The organism is Streptomyces sp. NPDC003943 (genome assembly GCF_053605265.1).
Genome location: NZ_JBSGIW010000001.1, coordinates 121,683 through 141,380, shown reverse-complemented (window position 1 = coordinate 141,380; position 19,698 = coordinate 121,683). Strand labels below are relative to the sequence as shown.

The following is a 19,698-nucleotide window of genomic DNA, read 5'->3' as shown; positions in this document are numbered from 1 at the left end:
GGAAGGGGTCGGTGGGGCACGAGTGAAGGGCCGGCGGGGGTGTGCCGGTTCTGCGCATGGTCGGGTGACTTTCTCAGGGGTGGGAGGTTGAGAGGCTGAGGGACTCCTCCGAATCGGAGGAGAACGAGGCCTGATGACGAGTCATTCTGTGGCCGTGATCCACGCCGCCGGAAGCTTTCGGAGGCGCCGGCCATGTGATTGCAAGACGCACGTCACAAAGTCCCCGTACGTGACTCGGTTGCCGTGCTGTCATCGGCGTTTCGCGGGTACCCCTTCTGGCACTCTGTCCCCATATGGGGGTATGTCGTGTGAAAACAGATCTAAGGGGTGTACGTGAAAGCGGAGAGCCGGAGCCGGACACTGAGGGCCGCCGCGGGAGTCTCGGCCGCGCTGCTGCTGTTGCTGACCGGGTGTGACGTACACGTACCAGGTGTCTACCGGCCGGCCCGTCCGGCCAGCGGTGGTCCGTTCACCTTCTACGTGAGCCCCGACGGCGACGACGACAACGACGGCATGTCGCCGGCGAAGGCCTGGCGGACCCTCGACCACGCCGACAGCGCGCGGTTCCAGCCGGGAGACCGCCTCCGGCTGCAGGGCGGTGAGCGGTTCGCCGGCAGCATCACGCTGGACGAGGAGGAGGCGGGCAGCGCGGCGAAGCCGGTCGTGATCGAGTCGTACGGCGCCGGTCGCGCGACCATCGCCCCACGGGGGACCTCGGGCATCACCGTGCGCAACACCGCCGGTGTCGACGTCAGGAACATCGCTCTCGTCGGCGACCGGAAGTCGCGGCGCGAAGGGGTCGGCATCGCGCTGCGCAACACCCTTCCGGGCAGCCGCCGGCTCAGCCACGTCAGCATCACGAACGTGGAGGCGAGCAGCTTCCAGAACGGCATCAGCGTCGGCGCCGAGGACGAGGCGGTCGTCGGCTTCGGCGACGTGCGGATCACCGACGTCTCCGTGCACGACAACCTCGAGACCGGAATCGTCGTCTACGGCCCCGAGTTCCGGGCCGCGCACCCCGCGTACGCGCACTCCGGAATCCGGATCGAAGGCGTCAAGGCGTACGCCAACACCGGTGATCCGCGGAGCGACCAGCGCAACACCGGGAGCGGCATCTCGCTCGGCAGCGTGCAGGACGCGAGGGTGATGCGCTCGGTGGCCCACGACAACGGCGCGAGGTCGTCGGCCGAAGCGGAGGAGGGCCCCGAGGGCATCTGGGTCTACGACTCGAAGCGCGTGGTCCTGGAACGCAACACGTCGTACCACAACCGCACCGGCTCGCACGTCGACGGCGGCGGCCTCGGCCTCGACAACAACGTGTCCGACTCCGTGATGCAGTACAACCTCGCCTACGGCAACGACGGTCCCGGTCTGCTCGTCTACTCGGGTCAGCCGACCGGCGCGCACAAGAACAACGTCGTCCGTTTCAACATGAGTTGGGACGACGCCCGGAAACTGCCCGAGTACGGCGGCATCGTCGCCTACGGCACCCGGATGAAGAACCTCGACATCCACCACAACACGGTCGTGATGCGGACCACGGGCCTCGCCTCCGCGGAGGAGGCGGGTGCCCGGCCTCCGGCGCTGCGGCTGCGCGACGGCATGACCGGCGTGCGCGTCGCCAACAACATCCTCGCCACCGACGGCGGCCCCCTGATCGAGGCGCAGTCGGCGTACGGCCAGAGCACCCTCCGGCTGCAGGGCAACGACTACTACAGCACGGGACACTGGGCCCTGGAGTGGGGCCCGAGCCGGTACGCGTCCCTCGACGACTGGCGTACGGCGTCCGGCCAGGAGACGCTCGACGGCAGTCCGACCGGCCTCGACAGCGACCCGTGCCTGAGCGGCCTCACCGCGCCGGTCACCGACGGCGCCGGCCCCGAGAACCTGGAGCCCCGCTGCGAGGGCGCGGTGCCCCGCGGCCTGGATCCGCGGAGCCTGGGCATCGACCCCGGGCCCGTCGACTACTTCGGCAACCAACTGCCGTCGACGCCGGCGGTCGGAGCCGTCCAGCCCGCTGCCGGCTGAGCCCGAGGCCGGGGCCCCGGACAGGCCCTGGACGAACCGGCCGGACGCGGAGCGCGCCCGGCCGGTTCGCCGCTTCTGCCTCAGGAGCCGACGGGTAGCGCGCCCGCCGGCACCGCGGACGTGTCCGGACCGGCGGCCGCAGGCGAGACGATGATCGTCCGCCGCGGCTGCCCGGCCGCCGTGGCGGCGGCCCGTCGCCGCTCGGGCCGCGGTGCCGGGCGGCCCAGCGCCTTCACGGTCCAGCCGGCCGCGCGCCACGCGTCGTGCGGGAGCGCGTTGCGTCCGTCGATCAGCAGCGGCGTACGGACCACACGGGAGAGCTTGACGGGATCCAGCTCGCGGTACTGCTCCCATTCGGTGAGGTGCAGCACGAGTTCCGCGCCCCGGCAGGCCGTCAGGAGGTCCGCGCCGCAGCGCAGCTCCGGGTGGGCGAGCCCGGCCTTCGCCGCGCCCTCGGGGTCGTGGACCCGGACCTGGGCGCCCTGCCGGTGCAGCTCGGCCGCGACGGCCAGGGCCGGCGAATCCCGTACGTCGTCGCTGTCCGGCTTGAACGTCGCGCCCAGCACCGTCACGCGCCGTCCCGTGAGGTCACCGTCGAGCAGCCGCCGGGCGAGCGCGACGGTCCGGCTCCGCTGCCGCCGGTTGATCTCGTCGACCTCGTCGAGGAACGCCACGGCCTGCCCGACGCCCAGCTCACGTGCGCGGGCCCTGAACGCCCGGATGTCCTTCGGCAGGCAGCCGCCGCCGAAGCCGACCCCCGCGTTCAGGAAGCGCCGGCCGATCCGGGTGTCGTGGCCGAGCGCGTCGGCGAGCGTGACGACGTCCGCGTCGGCGGCGTCGCAGATCTCGGCCATCGCGTTGATGAAGGAGATCTTCGTGGCGAGGAAGGAGTTGGCGGCGGACTTGACCAGCTCCGCCGTGTTCGGGTCGGTGACGATGTACGGGGTGCCCGCCGCCAGCATCGGGGCGTACACCCGGCGCATCGTCTCGTCCGCGTCCGCACCGGTCACGCCGACGACGATCCGGTCCGGCCGGAGCGTGTCGTCGACGGCGAACCCCTCGCGCAGGAACTCGGGGTTCCAGGCGACCGTCGCACGCACGCCGGGTGGCGCCAGACGTGCGATGCGTTCGGTCAGGCGGGCGGTCGTGCCCACCGGGACCGTGGACTTGCCGACGACGAGGCAGGGCGCGGAGAGGTGCGGGGCCAGTCCGTCGACGACGGCGTCCACGTACCGCAGGTCGGCGGCCGGGGAGCCGGCCTGCTGCGGGGTGCCGACGCAGATGAAGTGGACCTCGCCGTGCGCCGCCGCCTCGCGGAGGTCGGTGGTGAAGCGCAGGCGTCCGGAGCCGAGCGCCCGGGTCAGGACCTCCTCGAAGCCCGGCTCGTAGAAGGGCGGTCGGCCCTCGGCGAGGTCGGCCACCTTCTCGGCGTCGACGTCCACACCGAGGACGTCGTGTCCGATGTCGGCCATGCACGCGGCGTGCACGGCTCCCAGATATCCCGTACCGATGACGGTCAACCGCATGCGTGGTGCTCCTGTCTGCGTGGGGGGGAAAGAGAAGTTCGAGGGGGTGGACGGCCGAGGCGGAGGGTCAGGGGGCGTAGCCGTACGGGTTCTGCTGCTGGAAGTGCCAGGCGTCCCGGCACATCGCGGCCAGGTTGTGCCGGGCGGCCCAGCCCCAGGCCTCGTAGACCTTCGACGGATCGGCGACGAGCTCCGCGACGTCGCCGGGCCGGCGCTCGGTGACGCGGTACGGGATCGGCTGCCCCGACGCCTCCTGGAAGGCGCGCAGGAGTTCCAGGACCGACGCGCCGCGCCCGGTGCCGAGGTTGAAGACGCGCATGCCGGGCTCGTCGTCGATGTGGTCGAGGGCGGCGCGGTGCCCCTCGGCGACGTCGACGACATGGATGTAGTCGCGGATCCCGGTGCCGTCGGGCGTCGGGTAGTCGTCGCCGAAGACGCTCAGCTCGTCGCGGCGGCCCACGGCGATCTGGGCGAGGTACGGCATCAGGTTGTCGGGCACGCCGTGCGGGTCCTCGCCGAGCAGCCCGGTGGGGTGGGCGCCGGCCGGGTTGAAGTACCGCAGCGCGAGCACTCGCAGCTCGGGCACGTGCCGGCACGCGTCCGTGAGGATCCGCTCGCAGGTCAGCTTGCTCCTGGCGTACGGATTGGTCGGCGCGACCGGGGACTGCTCGTTCAGCGGGACGGTCGTCGTGTCGCCGTACACCGAGCAGGACGACGAGAACACCAGCCGGTGCACGCCGTGGTCGTGCATGGCCGAGACCAGGGCCGTGGTGCCGCCGACGTTGATGTCGTAGTAGGTGAGCGGGATCTGCACCGACTCGCCGACCGCCTTCTTGGCGGCGAAGTGGATCACCGCGTCGATCGGATGGCGGGTGAAGACGGCATCCAGGGTCCGGCGGTCGCGCACGTCCCCGACGTGGGCCGCCGCGATGGGCCGCCCCGCGATCTTGGCGACGCGTTCGAGCGCCTCGGGCGAGCTGTTGGAGTGGTCGTCGAGGACGACGACCTCGTGTCCGGAGCCGAGCAGTTCCACACAGGTGTGGCTGCCGATGAAGCCGGCGCCACCGGTGACAAGGACCGTACGGGGCATCGGGAACCTCATTTCTCGATCGGCCGGGCGGGCCGGGCCGTCACCAGGCGTAGAAGCCGGTGAGATAGGTGGGGAAGAGGACGGCGGCGAGCGCCAGGGGAGCCAGGCACAGCAGGCCGCAGAGGAGCGGCAGCGCGGCCGTGCGCAGCGCCCGGAAGAAGGGGACTCCGGTCGCGCGGGCGGTCTCCTTGACGTGCAGCGCCCCGATCGCGAGCGGCACCGCGGCGTACGAGGTGGCGCCGAGCAGGCAGAGGAAGACATAGCCCACGGCGGGGCCGGTCAACTGGCCGACGAGCGCCGAGCCCGACAGGAACGTCGTGATCAGCAGGTACGGGGCGACGGTGCGCAGCGGGAGCCGCTCCAGGCCGTCGCGCTTCTTCGGCGTGACCTTGAACGTGATCTGGCGGGGCCGCAGCTTCTGCATCACGGCGGCGAGCACGCCCCAGGCCACGTAGGGCCAGCGGGAGAGACCGAAGAGCCAGATCTCCCAGCTGAAGACGGCGGAGTCCTTGGGGCGCAGCAGTCCGCGGCGGCGGCAGAGCAGTGTCAGCAGGATCAGCCAGACGGACATGCTCCAGAAGTGGGCGAGGAACTCGAAGTAGTTGACGTTGATCCAGGGCGTGCCGGTGACCGCGGCGAGCGGCGGCAGCACGATGCCCATGACGGTGGCCGCGGCCAGCAGCGGGTAGTACAGCAGCGCGGCGGAGAAGCGCATGCGCAGCTTGAGGGGCATCCGGCCCAGGTGGCGTGGCAGCATGCCGAGGAGCATCACCGCCAGGCTGCGGGACCACTGGAACTCCTGTGTGATCATCGCGCCGAAGGTGAGCGGGCCCTCGCCGTGCGCCTCGGCGTCGATCGCGAACGCGCCGTGCCAGCCCGCCGAGTTGAGCAGGAAGGTGGTGGAGAAGTCCTCGGCGAGCTCCGGCCCGAGGCCGCCGATGTCCCGCAGGGCCTGCGTGCGGACGGCGTAGTGGGAGCCGATGCACACGGGAGCGAGGCCGGCCGAGTGGCCCAGCTGCACGGGCCCGTGGAACATGGCCTCGCGCTGGAGCCGGCCGCGGGCCGCCCAGGACTCGGCGGCGTTGGAGTCGCAGATACTGGGCGCCGCGACGTAGCCGATGGCCGGGTCGGCGAACGGGCGGACGACCTCGGCGAGGTACCGGGGCCCGGGGACGTGGTCGCAGTCGAGCTGGGCGACCACGTCGTAGTGGGCGTAGCCCCAGTGGTCGTAGAAGAAGGCGAGGTTGCCCTCCTTGCAGCGGGTGCGCCGCGGCCACTCGGCCCGGTGGTAGTCGGGACGGCCGCGCCGGCAGGAGACGGCGACGCCGTGGTCGTGGCACCAGTCGAGGATCTCCTCGGTCGGGTCCTCGTCGCACAGCCACACGTCGTAGGCGTACGGGAAGTCCTGGTCGAGCATGGCCTCGAGGGTGGCGCGGGCGATGTCCCAGCTCTCGGAAGGGGCGCGGGTGACGACGAAGGCGGTGTGGAGCGCCGGCACCTCGACGGCCGGATCGGTGCGGCGCATCCGGATCAGCGCGACGAGGAAGTGCACCGGCAGGTACGTCAGGTAGAGCAGCAGCGCGCTGTTGACGACGAGACCGAGCCAGCCGATGCGGTGGGAGGGCTGCAGCCACCAGCTCCAGAACCAGACCAGGCAGGCCGCCCAGCCGAGGGACATCAGGACGACGAGGAACCGGTCGAGGCGCGAGAAGGCCCGTACGAAGCTGGACGGAAGCGTGTCGAGCCGGCGCGGCGGCCCGGCCAGGACCGGCCCGTCCGGGCCGATGGCGGCCACGGAGCCGTCGGACAGGGCTCGGATCTCCGCGCCGAGCGCCTCCCATTCCTCCGGTGAGCCGGGGGCGGGGGAGGGGAGGGGAGGATCCTGGACGGTTCCGATGCTCAGGGCGGGGCCTTGCTCCAACGACGTCATGTCAGCGAGTTCTCCAGGCGGTGCGTCAGCGGACCGTGGGATACGGAGGAGGCGGCGGGAACCGGGGCAGCCGGCGGCCGGAGGGCAGCGGCCGCCGCCGGGGGAGGCGCGGCGGGGCGGTGCGCACTCGGTCCGCCGGGGAGGCGCGGCCGGGCCTGCGCGACCGCCCCGCGAAGTCAGCCGCCCGAGCCGGACGGACTGGCCGCCGCCGCGGGCGTCGCACCGGTGGTGGCGGAAGCCGGGCCGGGGATCGTCTGCGCCGCCGGGGCCGCGCCGTTCACCGAGGCCAGCGGCACCGTCTCGTCCTGGCCGCCGCGGATCGCCGCGGCCGAGGCGCCGAGCCGCTCCGGGCGGGCGGCGAAGTACGCGACGGTCCTGCGCAGGCCCTCGGTGATGTCGATCTCCGGCTGCCAGCCCAGTACCTCCTGGGCCCGGGTGATCACCGGCCGGCGGCGGACCGGATCGTCGACCGGCAGCGGGTGGTGCTTCACCTCGGAACGCGACCCGGTCATCGCGAGGACCGTCTCGGCGAGCTCGGAGACGGTCCGCTCGACCGGGTTGCCCAGGTTGAACGGCCCCATCTCGGAGGAGTCGAGGAGCGCCACGAGGCCGCGGACCAGGTCGTCGACGTAGCAGAAGCTGCGGGTCTGCTTGCCGTCGCCGTAGATCGTCAGGGGTTCGCCGGTCAGGGCCTGGGTGATGAAGCTGGACACCACCCGGCCGTCGTGCGGGCGCATCCTCGGCCCGTAGGTGTTGAAGATGCGCGCGATGCCGACGTTGAGTCCGTGGGTGCGGTGATAGGCCGCGGAGACGGCCTCGGCGTATCGTTTCGCCTCGTCGTAGACGCTGCGGGGGCCGATCGAGTTCACGTTGCCCCAGTACGTCTCCTCCTGCGGGTGCACCAGGGGGTCGCCGTAGATCTCGCTGGTCGACGCGAGGATGAAACGTGCGTCGTGGCGCAGGGCCAGCCGCAGCGCGTTCTCGGTGCCGCGGCTGCCGACCCTGAGGGTCTCCAGCGGCCTGCGCAGATAGTCGGGAGGCGAGGCGGGGGAGGCGAGGTGGGCGACGGCGTCGACCTGCCCGTCGACCTCCACCGACACGCTCACGTCGGCGTGCTGGAACGAGAAGCCCGGACGGGACAGGAACGGAGCGATGTTCTCCGGGTCGCCCGTGGAGAAGTCGTCCAGGCACACCACCGAGTCACCGCGCCGCAGGAGCGCTTCGCACAGATGTGACCCAAGGAAACCACTGCCACCGGTCACGGCAACGCGCATGTGTTTCTCCAGGAATGGGAAGTGGAATGGCCTTCCGCCTTGCGGGCGTGAGCCGCCGGAAAACCCGGCCGGATCAGCGGGCAGAAGCGGAACTCTCGGAAAACGCAGCGAAAGCGTATGTGCATACGGGCCTATTTTTGCGGAGGCAATTCGGCTGTTCGGCTGTTCGGCCGATCCCTTCCCTTCCGATTCCGCGGGGTGTTCCCCGCTCCGCATGCCCCGCGCCGCCCCGGCGGCCCGGTCCGGCGCCGTCACCCGCACGTGTGAGCCCGCCCCTTGTGCCCGGTGGGTCGGCCGCGACCGTACGCACGTGCCGGGCTCAGATGTTCGACGGATGGGGCGTCCCGGACCGGCGTCGGACCGGGAGGCGCCGGTCTACCTGCGCACGTACAGCTGCACCAGAGCGCTCTTCAGCTTCGTGCTGCGGACCAGGTCGAATCCCTTGCGCAGGGTGGTGATCTTCGGGTCCTCGTGGAACCACTGCTCGCTCCAGGCGCTGGGCCAGGCCACCACCCACACCTGCCGCTCCGCGCCGATCCGCTCCTCCACCCGCGCCGCGTCGAGCTCCTCGCCGTAGAACGTGCCCGACGCGGCCGCGCCCGTCTTCAGGGCGATGTCGCGACGGCCGGTGAACTCCCGGTCGTAGCTGAGGAAGATGTGCCGCTGGTACGACGGTACGAAGAGCACCGCGTCGTTCGGCCGGGTCTCGGCGGCCACGTACGCGGCGACCTCCCGGAGGTCGTCGATGCGGCCGCCCCTGCCCCGTTCCTGCTGGTGGAAGGGGAGCTGGCACCAGAACGCGGCGGCGACCGCCGCGACACCGGCCACCGCCACCACCGGCCGCCAGGGCGCGGCGCGCAGGAAGCCCAGGAGCCGCTCCAGGCCGGCGGCGACCAGCAGGGGGACGCCGGCGAAGGCGAACAGCAGGTAGCGGTCGACGAAGAGAGGCTTCACGGACGACACCGCGAAGAGCACCGCCACCGGCAGGACGACGAGCGGCAGCGCCACCGCGGTCAGGCCGACGGGACCCGTTCGCCGCAGCGGCCGCAGCACCGCGAGCCCGGCGAGCACCGCCGCGGCCGTGAGCACCCGGACGTCCGGTCCGGCGAACTGCAGTGCGAGCAGCCCGACTTCAGCCGATCCCGGCTCCTGGATCCACGAGATCTGGTCGCCCTGGCCCGAAGAGATCACGGCGAGCGGCACCACCGGCACGACCGCCGCCCCCGCGGCCGCCGCCCACCGCCGCCAGGCCCCAGGGCGGGACCGGGCCGACAGCACCGTGGCCCCGTGGGCGACCAGCATCAGCAGGGCGAACTCGTGCAGCAGCGCCGTGCCGGCGATGGCCGCCGCGTACCCCGCCCACCGTCCGAACGAGCCGTGCTCGACGGCGTTCAGCAGACACCAGGTGGCGAGGGCGGCACCGGCCGCCACAAGGGCGTACGAACGGCCCTCCTGCGCGTAGAAGGACGCGAACGGGGTGGCCGCGTACAGCAGCCCGGCCCACAGGCCCACCCGGGGACGCGCCAGCCGGCAGCCGATCGCGCCGACCAGTCCGGCGGTGCACGCCGCGCCGAGCACCGACGGCAGCCGCAGCATCACCTCGTCGGCCCGCACGGCGAGGACGGCGTGCATGAGGAGGTAGTAGACGCCGTGAACGGCGTCGAGACCGCCCAGGAGGCGCCAGATCTCCGGCACCGAGCGCCGGGCGATCTGGAACGTCGCGGACTCGTCGCGCCACATGGTGCCGCGGTCGAGCCCCCACAGGCCGACGCCGAGCATGGCGGCGGCCGGCACCAGGGCCGCGCCCGCGGCCGCGAGGCGGCTCGGCCGGGCGGTGGGCGGGGGCGTGGGAGCGTCGGCCGGAACGTACGGGGGCTGGGGCGTGCTGACAGGAGAGTGCGCCGTGTGCATGCTCGGACCATAGGCGGCGCGGGATAATATGCCCCGTTTCATCCCTTCCGGTCGAAGCCTCTGTCACCTCAACGGAGCCCGTGAGGCCCGGTGCTGCGACCGGGCCTCGCGGGGGAGTGGTGAGACCGGACTCAGTCGAGGCAGAACTCGTTCCCCTCGATGTCCTGCATGTTGATGCAGGACTCGTTCTCCTCGTCGGCGTACAGCGTTTTCAGGTGCACCGCGCCGAGCGCGCTCAGCCGCGCGCATTCGGCCTCGAGGGCGGCCAGGCGCTCGTCGCCCACGAGCCCGGTGCCGACCCGCACATCGAGATGCACCCGGTTCTTGACGGCCTTTCCTTCGGGAACGCGCTGGAAAAGCAGCCGCGGCCCCTCGCCAGTGGGATCGGTGCACGCGAAATACTGCGGCTGTTCCTTGGCCGGCACCGAGCGAGCGTAATCGTCCCAAGAGGAATAACCCTCGGGTGCCGGCGGTACGACGTACCCCAGCACCTCGCACCAGAAGAGGGCGAGGCGCACGGTTTCCGCGCAGTCGAAGGTGACCTGGAACTTCTTGATCGATGACATCAGGCCACCGTAGCAGGCGGTCCGAATCGCTCATGTTCCGTCCGGAGAGAGCAAGTTGAAGGGGCGCGGCGCCCTCGCGGGCCGCCGCCGTGACGCGCGGCCGCAGCACGCCCCAGGGCCAGATGGAGTAGGGGCGGATGCGGTGGAGCAGCGGCGACCGGGGAGCGGGCCGATGCTGGGTGCGTCGGACCCCTGTCGCGCCCGCGGGCGCCATCGCCGCGCCTGAGGAGGCCACACATGCCCGCTTCCCTCCCCGCAGCCCGTACCGGTCGGTGCGCCGTCAGGAGGGCGGTCGCCGCGGCCCTCGCGGCCGGCGCCGTGCTGACCGGCCTGGCGGCGCCCGTCTCCGCCGACGGGCCCCCGCCCGCCGGCCACGGGCCTCATGACGAGGGACTCCAGCGGGCCCTGGCCGGCCTGGTGGCCGCGCCGGGCGGGCCGCCCGGCGCGATCGCCGTGCTCACCAGGGACGGCGTACGGCGGGTCTACCGGGCCGGCACGGCCGAGCTGGGCACCGGACGCCCGCCCCGGGCCGAGGACCACATGCGCATCGCGAGCGCGGCCAAGGCGTTCAGCGGGGCGGTGGCTCTCGGCCTGGTGGACCGGCGTGCCCTCGCCCTCGACGACACGATCGGCGAACGGCTGCCGCACCTGCCCGCCGCCTGGCACGCGGTGACGCTGCGCCAGCTCCTCCAGCACACCAGCGGCCTCCCCGACTTCAGCCGGAGCAAGGCGTTCCAGGACATCGTCCGCGCCGACCCCAGGCACCACTTCGACTCCCGCCGGCTGCTGGACTTCGTGGCCGACCAGGACCTCGCCTTCCCGCCCGGCAGTCGCTACGCCTACTCGAACTCGGACAACATCGCGGTCGCGCTGATGGCCGAACAGGCCACGGGGCGCCCGTACGAGGCCCTGCTGCGCGACCTGGTGTACCGGCCGCTCGGACTGCACGAGACCAGCCTGCCGCAGGGCTACCGACTGCCCCGCCCGTTCCTGCACGGCTACGACACGACCCCTGGCGAGCCGCCGGAGGACATCAGCGAGGCGATCAGCGCGTCCGGCGCCTGGGCCTCGGGCGGCATCGTCTCCACCCCGGCCGACCTCTCCACCTTCATCGGCGGCTATGCCGGGGCCTGGCTGCTGACCCCGGCCACCCGCCACGCCCAGCGGGACTTCCTGCCCGGCGGTGCTTCCGAACCCGCCGGTCCCGGCGAGAACGCGGCCGGGCTCGCCTTGTTCCGCTACACCACCCGATGCGGCGTCGTCCTCGGCCACACCGGCAACACCCCCGGCTACACCCAGTTCGCCGCCGCCACCCCGGACGGCCGGCGCGCCGTCACGGTGTCCGTGAGCAGCCAGCTCACGCTCGACCCGGCCCTGCTCGCCCGGCTGCGGGCGACCGAGGAGAAGTTCGTCTGCGCCCTGCTGGAGCACGGGCACCAATGAGAGCGGACGGCGTGGCGCGATAACGGCCGAAAGCAGCCGGGGCTGGGGTGAATTGGGGAATACGCGCTGGTAACTTACGGGAGTTGATCAAGGTCGACGCCCGCTCACGGTGCGATCGGCCCGAGCCACCCCCCAGGCAAGGAACCACATTGGCCCGCACCATTCGCACGACGGCCCTTCCGCTCGCCCTCTCCACCCTCCTGCTGTCCGCTGCCCCGGCGTTCGCCGACGCTCCCACCCCGCACCTCGACGTGGTGGAGCAGTCCCTGCGTCAGGTCTCGCCGGGCCTGGAGGGCTCCGTGTGGGAGCGCACGGAGGGCAACCGGCTGGGCGCCTCCGTCCCCGGCGCCTCCGACTGGCTGCTCCAGACCCCCGGCTGCTGGGGCGACCCCGGCTGCACCGACCGCCCCGGCTCCCGACGCCTCCTGGAGAAGGTGCGCGAGGACATCGCCGGAGCCCGGCACACCGTGGACATATCCACGCTGGCTCCGTTCCCCAACGGCGCCTTCCAGGACGCGATCGTGGCCGGCCTGAAGGAGGCGACGCAGAAGGGCAACCGGCTGCAGGTCCGCGTCCTGGTCGGCGCCGCCCCGGTCTACCACGCCAACGTGATCCCGTCCTCCTACCGCGACGAGCTGGTGACCAAGCTCGGCCCGGCGGCCGCGAGCGTCACCCTCAACGTGGCCTCGATGACGACGTCGAAGACCGGCTTCTCCTGGAACCACTCCAAGCTGGTGGTGGTGGACGGGAGTTCGGTGATCACCGGCGGCATCAACAGCTGGAAGGACGACTACCTCGACACCACCCACCCGGTGAACGACGTCGACCTCGCCCTGTCCGGCCCGGCGGCGGGCTCCGCCGGCCGCTACCTCGACACGCTGTGGGACTGGACCTGCCGCAACAAGAGCAACTGGACGACCGTCTGGTTCGCCTCCTCCAACGGCGCGGGCTGCCTGCCCACCCTGCCCCGGCCCGCCGCCCCCGCCGGCGAAGGCGACGTCCCCGCCCTCGCGGTGGGCGGCCTCGGCGTCGGGATCCGGCAGAGCGACCCGTCCTCGTCGTTCCGGCCCGTCCTGCCGACGGCCTCCGACACCACCTGCGGATTCGGCGTCCACGACTACACCAACGCCGACCGCGACTACGACACCGTCAACCCGGAGGAGAGCGCCTTGCGGGCCCTGGTCGCGAGCGCGACCCGGCACGTCGAGATCTCCCAGCAGGACATGAACGCGACCTGCCCGCCGCTGCCCCGCTACGACATCCGCCTCTACGACACCCTTGCCGCGAAACTCGCCGCCGGCGTGAAGGTGCGCATCGTCGTCAGTGACCCGGCCAACCGCGGCACCATCGGCAGCGGCGGCTACTCGCAGATCAAGTCGCTGTCCGAGGTGAGCGACGCCCTGCGCGGCCGCCTCCAGGCCCTCACCGGTGACGCGCCGAAGGCAAGGGCCGCGATGTGCCAGAACCTGCAGCTGGCCACCTTCCGCGCCTCCGACCGGCCGGCCTGGGCGGACGGCAAGCCGTACGCCCAGCACCACAAGCTGGTCTCGGTCGACGACTCGGCCTTCTACATCGGCTCGAAGAACCTGTACCCCTCCTGGCTCCAGGACTTCGGCTACGTGATCGAAAGCCCCGCCGCCGCGCGCGACCTGGCGGACGGGCTGCTCGCGCGGCAGTGGACGTACTCGCAGGCCACCGCGACGTACGACTACACGCGCGGCGTGTGCCAGGGCTGACGCGGTACGGGCCCGGTCAGCGCTCCGCGCGAGCCCGGCCGGGCCTCGGGGTCAGCCGGAGGCGCCGCTCTCGCCGCTCCTGCCGCTCGCGCGCGTGGCGGTCGAGTTCCTCCATGAGGCGCAGGCCCCGGTGTTCGGGGTCCAGTTCGTCGAGGACGCGGTCGAAGTCGGCGAGCAGGGCGCCGTAGAGCTGCCAGTGGCCGGGCTCCTGCAGGGCGCCGGCCAGCAGCAGCTCGGCGGAGTGCGCCCGGCGGGCCCGGGCGGCGCGCAGCTCGCCGGCCAGCCGGGTCTCGGCCGCCTCGGCGGCCTCGCTGTCCGGGGCCGTGACGAGGACGGCGTAGCTGACGAAGGCGTCTGCGGTGTGCTGGGCCGTCTCCTGCAGCGCGAGGGCGGTCGGACGGGGCAGCAGGTCCTCGCCGGCGCGCACCTTCGCCAGATCGGTGACGCTGCGGGCCAGCACCCGCAGGACGACGGCGCAGATCTCCAGGGTGTCGAGGCCGGTGCGGAGCACGATGCGGTGCAGCAGGCCCTCCTTGACCCGCGGATTGAACCGCAGGCTGTCCTCGGCCGTGCGCAGCGCGGCGTCCACGTCGGCCACGTCGTTGTCGAGCCGCCGCGCCTCGTGCAGCCGGGCCGCCGCCCGCTCCACCGGGGGCGCCCCGGCGAACTCCTCCGCCACGTCGAGCAGCAGCCTGCGCATCCGGCGGGCGAGGTCCTCGATCGAGTCGCCCGCCGTGTCCACCCAGACGGGTGGCGCCAGCAGCAGGTTGAAGAGCAGTCCGACGACGGCGCCGATCAGGGTCTCCAGGACACGGTCCCAGGCGGTGTGGGCGACCTGGGTGACGCCGAGCACGAGCATCGCGCTGATGGCGACCTCGGGGATGAACTCCTCCACCTTCACGAACCGCCCGACGACCAGTGAGGCCAGGATGACCAGGGCGAGACTCCACCAGGACAGCCCGACGATCGCACTGAACGCGATGGCGATGAGGACGCCGACGACGACGGAGTTGACCCGGCGCAGACTCGTGGTGAGCGTCGAATAGAGCGTCACCTGCACGACGAGCAGCGCGGTCAGCGGCGCCGTCAGCGGCGCCGGCTCACTGCTGAGCCAGAGCGCGACGAGGTACGACAGGGTCGCCGCCGCCGTGGACCGCAGCGTCTGCACGACGAAGGGATCATGACGCAGCCGCCTCGCCAGGTCGGCGTACCGGGCGGCCGGTCCGCTGAACTGTGTCACCTGGCGCCTCCTGCCCTGCGGATGGAGAGTTACACCGGTGACCACTCTCGCAGAAGGACGCGCGATGATCCTGTAGGAGCGCGACGCGCGGATCCGACGGCCACCGACGGCAGAGCGCGACCATGTCGTAGCGCTCCGCCGCCCCGGCCGGGCGTGACGGGACCGCCGGCCGGTCACTTCGCGAGGAGTCCCGGTCCGTGGCCTCCGCAGGTCCGCGAGGCCCGAAAGGCCCGAAGGCCTGAACGGGATCGTGGGGAGGTTCCGGACCGGGACGGTCCTCGCGTTGTGACGACCTGGCCTAGGCGCGCGGCGGGCAGGGGTCGCAGCAGGGCGGGACCGGTTCGACGCAGATGACGACCGAGTCGGTGTTGTCGGACGGGTCGGGGTCCTTCTCGACGGCGGTGACCGAGGCCGTGTTCGTGATCCGCCCGGTCCTGGTCGCTTTCGCTCGTACGGTGAGCGTCGCTCGGGCGCCGTCGGCGAGTTCGCCGACCGTCCACTGTCCGGTACCGGGGTCGTAGGCGCCCCGGGAGGCGTCGGCGGAGAGGAACACGAGGCCGGTCGGGAGCCGGTCGGCGACGGTCACTCCGGTCGCCGGACTGGGGCCGGCGTTGTGGACGGTCACGCGGTAGCTCACCGTCTGTCCGACGGTCACGGTGGTGGCGTCGGCCGCCTTCACGACGTCCAGGTCCGCCGCCGGGCGGACCTCGGTGACGGCCTCGTCGGACGTGGCCGTGAGCGGCTCGGGGGTGGGGCCGAGCCGGTTCTCGTACGCGGCGGTCGCCGTGTTGGTGACGCGCGTCCCGGCCGTCTCCACACCGAGCACGACCCGGTACTCGACGGTCGTGCCGCCGGGCAGGGACGCGGTGTTGGCCAGGCTTCCGCCCTGCGTGGCGGAGGCGTCGGTGCCGAGCCGGAAGAGGACCGCGCGGGCGTCGGCGTCGTAGTGCGCCTGGTCGTCTCCGGCCCGGTCGGTCTTCACACCGGTGTTCGGACCGTCGATCACGCGCAGGGAGCCGGGCACGTACGTGGTGCCGGCCGGCAGTACGTCGGTCAGGGTGAGCCGCTCGGCGGCGCCGCCGCCCTCGTTCGTCGCGGTGATCCGGTACGTGACCACGTCACCGACGTCCAGCGGGCCGGCCGGGACGGCGGTCTTGGTGAGCACCACGTGCGGTGCGGTGCCGAAGAAGATCCCGTCGAGGAAGTTGCCGATCCCCTGGTTGCCGCCCGCGGCCGAGACGGAGCGGAAGGCGAAGCGGGTGGTGGTCTGGCCGGCCGGGACGGTGTAGGTGCCGGTGTAGTACCCCCATGCCGTGTTGCCGTCGGTGAAGCTGCGCTGCTCGACCACGCCGCCGGGGGCGCCGATGTCCAGGGCCATGGTGTCCTGGCCCTGCCGGCCGCGGTGGTAGAGCCGCCAGTACAGCTTGGTGCCGGGCGTGGTCGGCAGGTCCTGGTAGAGCGTGGAGACCTGGTTGGCGTTGAGCTCGGCGAACTGCTCGCCCTCCGCCGACGGCACGCCGTTGAACCCTGAGTGCCATAACTCGATCATGTGATCCGTGGCGGTGGTCAGCCAGCCCGGGACGTGCCGCGGGGCCTGCGTCTGGGAGGCGTCCGGAAGGAACGCCATGTCGGTGACGGCCGGTTGCTCGAAGCTTCCGTTGACGAGGGCCACCCGCAGCGGGGCGGAGGGAGGTGTGCTCATGCTGACGTCTCCGGTCTGTCGACGGTGCGCTGCCGCCCTGCGGCCCGTGACGCCCGCGGCGCGGGCGGGACGGGACGGCGGGGCGAGGAACGCTCCGTAGCTCACCGCCCGCCGGCGGGTCCCGTACAGTCGCGGCGAAGAGGTCCCGGCCACCCCGGCCCGGGAGGTTTGCGCGCGCCGGCACCCTGGGCCTCAGCGCTGTCGGTCGCTCCCGTGCCTCCCGGAGCGCCCCGTTCCGCACCCGGGCCACTCCACCCCCTCGCGCACCGCCCGCGCTGACCGGATGCCACTGCCGCCTGGCGAACCCGCGCCACCTGACAGGGTGAACCGGAGGACGGTGAATTGACGTGCAACCCGGACGTCGCGTCGGGGAGGACCTGGGGGACCGTCAGGGTCGTCCCCGATGGCGCGGGCCTTGCCCGGTGAGCAGGTGCGCGGACCGGCGGCGCGCCCGCTCGGGGCGGCAGCGGCGGCTTTTCGTACCGGACGCCGTCCGGAGCCGGCGTCGCATCGCCCTCAGGGACTCTCCTCCGCCTGCTCCTGGCGGGTCGTCCGGACGCGAAGGGCTCGCCCGTCGATCATGGCCGTGGCGGCTGGAAGGCCGCCGTACCGGACGGTCGCGAAGCCCGGACGACCGGTACGCGACCCCCACCCGAAGGAAGACCCGAATGGCGCTCCCTCGCACCGAACCGCCCCTGGCCCCGGCCGACCTCGTGACCCCGAAGGCCCGCATCTACGCGATGCTGGACACGGACGGGGACGGGGTCGCCTCCCGGCACGACTACTTCGTCCGGATCGAACGGGCCCAGCAGGCGGCCGGGCGCGACGACCACGACCCCCTCGTCATCGCCGCACGCGCCACGGGCGAACGCGCATGGGCCGCGATGGACGCCAACGGCGACGGCGTGATGACCTACGAGGAGTACGTCGCCTGGGTGGACGCCGAGAAGTTCGACAACATCTGCCAGTACGCTCTCGGCGCTCTGTTCGACCTCTTCGACGCCGACCAGGACGGCGCCCTGGACAGGTCGCAGTTCACGACGCTCCGCCAGGCACTGGGCAATCGGGCCGGCAACGCCGACGCCGCTTTCGAGGCACTGGACAGCGACCGCGACGGCCGCGTCAGCCGCGAGGAGTACCTGGCATCGATCCGCGCGTACGTCACGGGTGGCGATTCCCCCATGGGCGACGCCCTGTACTGACCGCCCCTCGTCCGACGCCCCCACGTCCGCCGCCGCCGGTGACCGGCGGGCCCCGGCGCCGTCACTTCGCCTCCGGCCCGAACCTACGTCTGTACGCCGATGGAGTGACGCCCGTCTCGCGGAGCATCAGCGTGCGCAGATTGGCAGTGGTGCCGAGTCCGCTGCGCCGCGCGACCATCTCCAGCCGGGACTCGCCTCGCTCGATCAACCGGCATGCCAGGGCCAGCCGTTCCCCCGTGAGCCACGCCAGCGGCGTCGTTCCCAGTTGAGCCCGGAAGCGGCGGTGCAGCGTCGCGGGACTGACCGCCGCGCGGGCCGCGAGGCGAGCGACCGTGAGCGGCGAGTCCAACCGTTCCTGGGCCCAGGCCAGGACGGGCGCCAGGGACTCGTCAGGCAGGTCGGGTATGGGGCGCTCCACGAACTGCCGCTGACCGCCGTCCCTGTGCGCCGCGAAGACCAGTCGCCGGCTCACCGCGTTGGCGACCTCCGCGCCGTGGTCGCGACGGACCACGTGCAGCCCGAGATCGAGCGCGGCCGCACTCCCCGCGGCGGTGAGGATGTCACCGTCGTCCACGAACAGCACGTCCGGTTCGAGGCGGACGGAAGGGAACCGGGCCCGGAAGGAATCCGCCCACTGCCAGTGCGCGGTGGCCCTGCGCCCGTCCAGGACTCCGGCCTCGGCCAGCGTGAAGGCGCCGCTGCAGAAGCCCACCAGGCGTGCGCCGCGCGCGTGTGCCCGCCGTACGGCGTCGAGCACGGCGGGCCGGCGGGGCACCTCGACGTCGGGACGGTTGGGGACGATCAAGGTGTCGGCCGTGTCGGCGGCTTCCAGTCCGGCGACCTCCGTGAGCGTGAAGAACCCGTCCCGCATCAGGGTGCGGGGCTCGGGGGAGCAGAGCCTGAAGTCGTAGAGGTCACGGCCGAGCTCGGGTCTGCGCAGACCGAAGACCTCGGTCGCACAGCCGAGCTCGAAGGGGTTGGAGTTCTCGTCGACGATCACGACGACCCGGTGTGCGCCCGCCGCGGGCGGTGTCTGCGAGGATTCTTTCGCCATGTGCGATTCGTAGCACTCACGTCAGCGGTGCGAAACGGCTCAGGATGAGCCCATGAGCAACGACCCCATCTCCCTGAACAGGGCTCTGGCCTCCTTCGATGCCCTGTGGAGCCCCCGCATCGTCACGCGCGTCAACGACTATGACGTCCGCATCGCCAAGGTCGAGGGCGAACACGTCTGGCACGTCCACGACGACACCGACGAGTTCTTCCTGGTCCTCGACGGAGAGCTGCACATCTCCTTGCGCGAGCCCCACGGAGAGCGCACGGTGCTGCTCCACCAAGGGGCGGTCTTCACCGTTCCCCGGGGCACGGAACACAAGCCGTACGCGCCGTCCGGCGCCGCGATCCTCATGTTCGAACCCACCGGGACGCTGACGGTGGGCGATCGCCACGATGAGGTCCCGGACCACGTGGACGCGACGACCGGGCACACGCTCGACACCTGAGCGGGCCGGCTCGGGACCCGTCACCGGGTGGCGTCCCTCAGGCAGGTGCCCTGGTCGGGGCCGTGGCACCGGCTTCCTTGACGAGGCGGTCGCCCGTGGTCAGCGACTCCCACAGTGCCTTCTCGATCCGGGCCTTCTTGGTGGTGCCGTCCTGCAGGCGGACCTCGACGTAGTGGTAGAGGTTGGAGCCGTCGGTGAGTCTGCGGACCTTGTCGACGACGACGCCGTCCCAGGCGTCCTCTTTGTGTACCTTGCGAGAGTTGAGCACTCTGTCACTGTAGCCACGATCAGGCTTCGCCGACATCCGACATCCGACATCCGACATCCGACATCCGACATCCGACATCCAACATCCGATATTCGACACCCACCATCTTCACGGGGGATCCTGCTGCTTGCGGGTGCGCATGAACAGGTGCCAGAGCAGTGCGAGGACGGGCTGGGCGACCAGCCACGCGACGAGCAGCCACCCCCACCAGCTCACCGGCTGGACCCGTCCAGGGCCGGAGTGCGCTGACGGTCACAACAGGCATGGGCGTGTCGGTTCA

Annotated in this window: 15 protein-coding genes; 5 read left to right on the top strand and 10 right to left on the bottom strand. The window is 72.1% G+C overall.

Annotated elements, in window-relative coordinates:
• Nucleotides 1-333: 333 nt before the first annotated feature.
• Nucleotides 334-2,028, top strand: a complete 1,695-nt coding sequence (locus ACWEV0_RS00685; RefSeq protein ID WP_453145130.1) for a right-handed parallel beta-helix repeat-containing protein — start codon at nucleotides 334-336, stop codon at nucleotides 2,026-2,028.
• 80 nt (nucleotides 2,029-2,108) lie between these two features.
• Here the strand turns inward: ACWEV0_RS00685 and ACWEV0_RS00680 are convergent, their stop codons facing one another.
• The 6 genes from ACWEV0_RS00680 to ACWEV0_RS00655 form a co-directional block, all read right to left on the bottom strand.
• Nucleotides 2,109-3,554, bottom strand: coding sequence for a UDP-glucose dehydrogenase family protein (locus ACWEV0_RS00680; RefSeq protein ID WP_453145128.1), 1,446 nt, complete (start codon nucleotides 3,552-3,554; stop codon nucleotides 2,109-2,111).
• Nucleotides 3,555-3,621: 67 nt separating this feature from the next.
• Nucleotides 3,622-4,644, bottom strand: coding sequence for a UDP-glucose 4-epimerase GalE (gene galE, locus ACWEV0_RS00675; protein ID WP_453145126.1), 1,023 nt, complete (start codon nucleotides 4,642-4,644; stop codon nucleotides 3,622-3,624).
• Nucleotides 4,645-4,684: 40 nt separating this feature from the next.
• Nucleotides 4,685-6,574 (bottom strand): glycosyltransferase family 2 protein, encoded by a 1,890-nt coding sequence (locus ACWEV0_RS00670; RefSeq protein ID WP_453145124.1) that lies wholly within the window; start codon nucleotides 6,572-6,574, stop codon nucleotides 4,685-4,687.
• 176 nt (nucleotides 6,575-6,750) lie between these two features.
• Nucleotides 6,751-7,848: a UDP-glucuronic acid decarboxylase family protein gene (locus tag ACWEV0_RS00665; RefSeq protein ID WP_453145122.1), complete on the bottom strand. Its 1,098-nt coding sequence runs from the start codon at nucleotides 7,846-7,848 to the stop codon at nucleotides 6,751-6,753.
• A gap of 375 nt (nucleotides 7,849-8,223) precedes the next feature.
• Nucleotides 8,224-9,759, bottom strand: coding sequence for a glycosyltransferase family 39 protein (locus ACWEV0_RS00660; RefSeq protein ID WP_453145120.1), 1,536 nt, complete (start codon nucleotides 9,757-9,759; stop codon nucleotides 8,224-8,226).
• A gap of 131 nt (nucleotides 9,760-9,890) precedes the next feature.
• Nucleotides 9,891-10,325 carry a VOC family protein gene (locus ACWEV0_RS00655; RefSeq protein ID WP_453145118.1) on the bottom strand — a complete coding sequence of 145 codons (435 nt, stop codon included), beginning with the start codon at nucleotides 10,323-10,325 and terminating at the stop codon, nucleotides 9,891-9,893.
• A gap of 237 nt (nucleotides 10,326-10,562) precedes the next feature.
• Here ACWEV0_RS00655 and ACWEV0_RS00650 point away from each other — a divergent pair, with 237 nt between their 5' ends.
• Nucleotides 10,563-11,768, top strand: coding sequence for a serine hydrolase domain-containing protein (locus ACWEV0_RS00650; RefSeq protein WP_453145116.1), 1,206 nt, complete (start codon nucleotides 10,563-10,565; stop codon nucleotides 11,766-11,768).
• A 149-nt stretch (nucleotides 11,769-11,917) separates the two neighbouring features.
• Entirely contained in the window at nucleotides 11,918-13,504 is a 1,587-nt protein-coding gene (locus tag ACWEV0_RS00645) for a phospholipase D-like domain-containing protein (protein WP_453145114.1), read from the top strand.
• A 16-nt stretch (nucleotides 13,505-13,520) separates the two neighbouring features.
• Here ACWEV0_RS00645 and ACWEV0_RS00640 read toward each other — a convergent pair whose 3' ends face one another.
• A complete protein-coding gene (locus ACWEV0_RS00640) occupies nucleotides 13,521-14,744 on the bottom strand; it encodes an FUSC family protein (RefSeq protein ID WP_453145113.1) in 1,224 nt (407 codons plus the stop codon).
• Nucleotides 14,745-15,042: 298 nt separating this feature from the next.
• A complete protein-coding gene (locus ACWEV0_RS00635) occupies nucleotides 15,043-16,446 on the bottom strand; it encodes a DUF7507 domain-containing protein (RefSeq protein ID WP_453145111.1) in 1,404 nt (467 codons plus the stop codon).
• A gap of 668 nt (nucleotides 16,447-17,114) precedes the next feature.
• On the opposite strand from ACWEV0_RS00635, the gene ACWEV0_RS00630 reads away from it, so the two are divergent.
• Complete coding sequence (locus ACWEV0_RS00630) at nucleotides 17,115-17,648, top strand: EF-hand domain-containing protein (protein WP_453145109.1); 534 nt, start codon at nucleotides 17,115-17,117, stop codon at nucleotides 17,646-17,648.
• A gap of 61 nt (nucleotides 17,649-17,709) precedes the next feature.
• Here the strand turns inward: ACWEV0_RS00630 and ACWEV0_RS00625 are convergent, their stop codons facing one another.
• Nucleotides 17,710-18,702, bottom strand: a complete 993-nt coding sequence (locus tag ACWEV0_RS00625; protein WP_453145108.1) for a GlxA family transcriptional regulator — start codon at nucleotides 18,700-18,702, stop codon at nucleotides 17,710-17,712.
• 52 nt (nucleotides 18,703-18,754) lie between these two features.
• Here ACWEV0_RS00625 and ACWEV0_RS00620 point away from each other — a divergent pair, with 52 nt between their 5' ends.
• Complete coding sequence (locus tag ACWEV0_RS00620) at nucleotides 18,755-19,150, top strand: cupin domain-containing protein (protein ID WP_453145106.1); 396 nt, start codon at nucleotides 18,755-18,757, stop codon at nucleotides 19,148-19,150.
• A 37-nt stretch (nucleotides 19,151-19,187) separates the two neighbouring features.
• Here the strand turns inward: ACWEV0_RS00620 and ACWEV0_RS00615 are convergent, their stop codons facing one another.
• Complete coding sequence (locus ACWEV0_RS00615) at nucleotides 19,188-19,418, bottom strand: DUF7489 domain-containing protein (protein ID WP_453145104.1); 231 nt, start codon at nucleotides 19,416-19,418, stop codon at nucleotides 19,188-19,190.
• Nucleotides 19,419-19,698 lie beyond the last annotated feature (280 nt).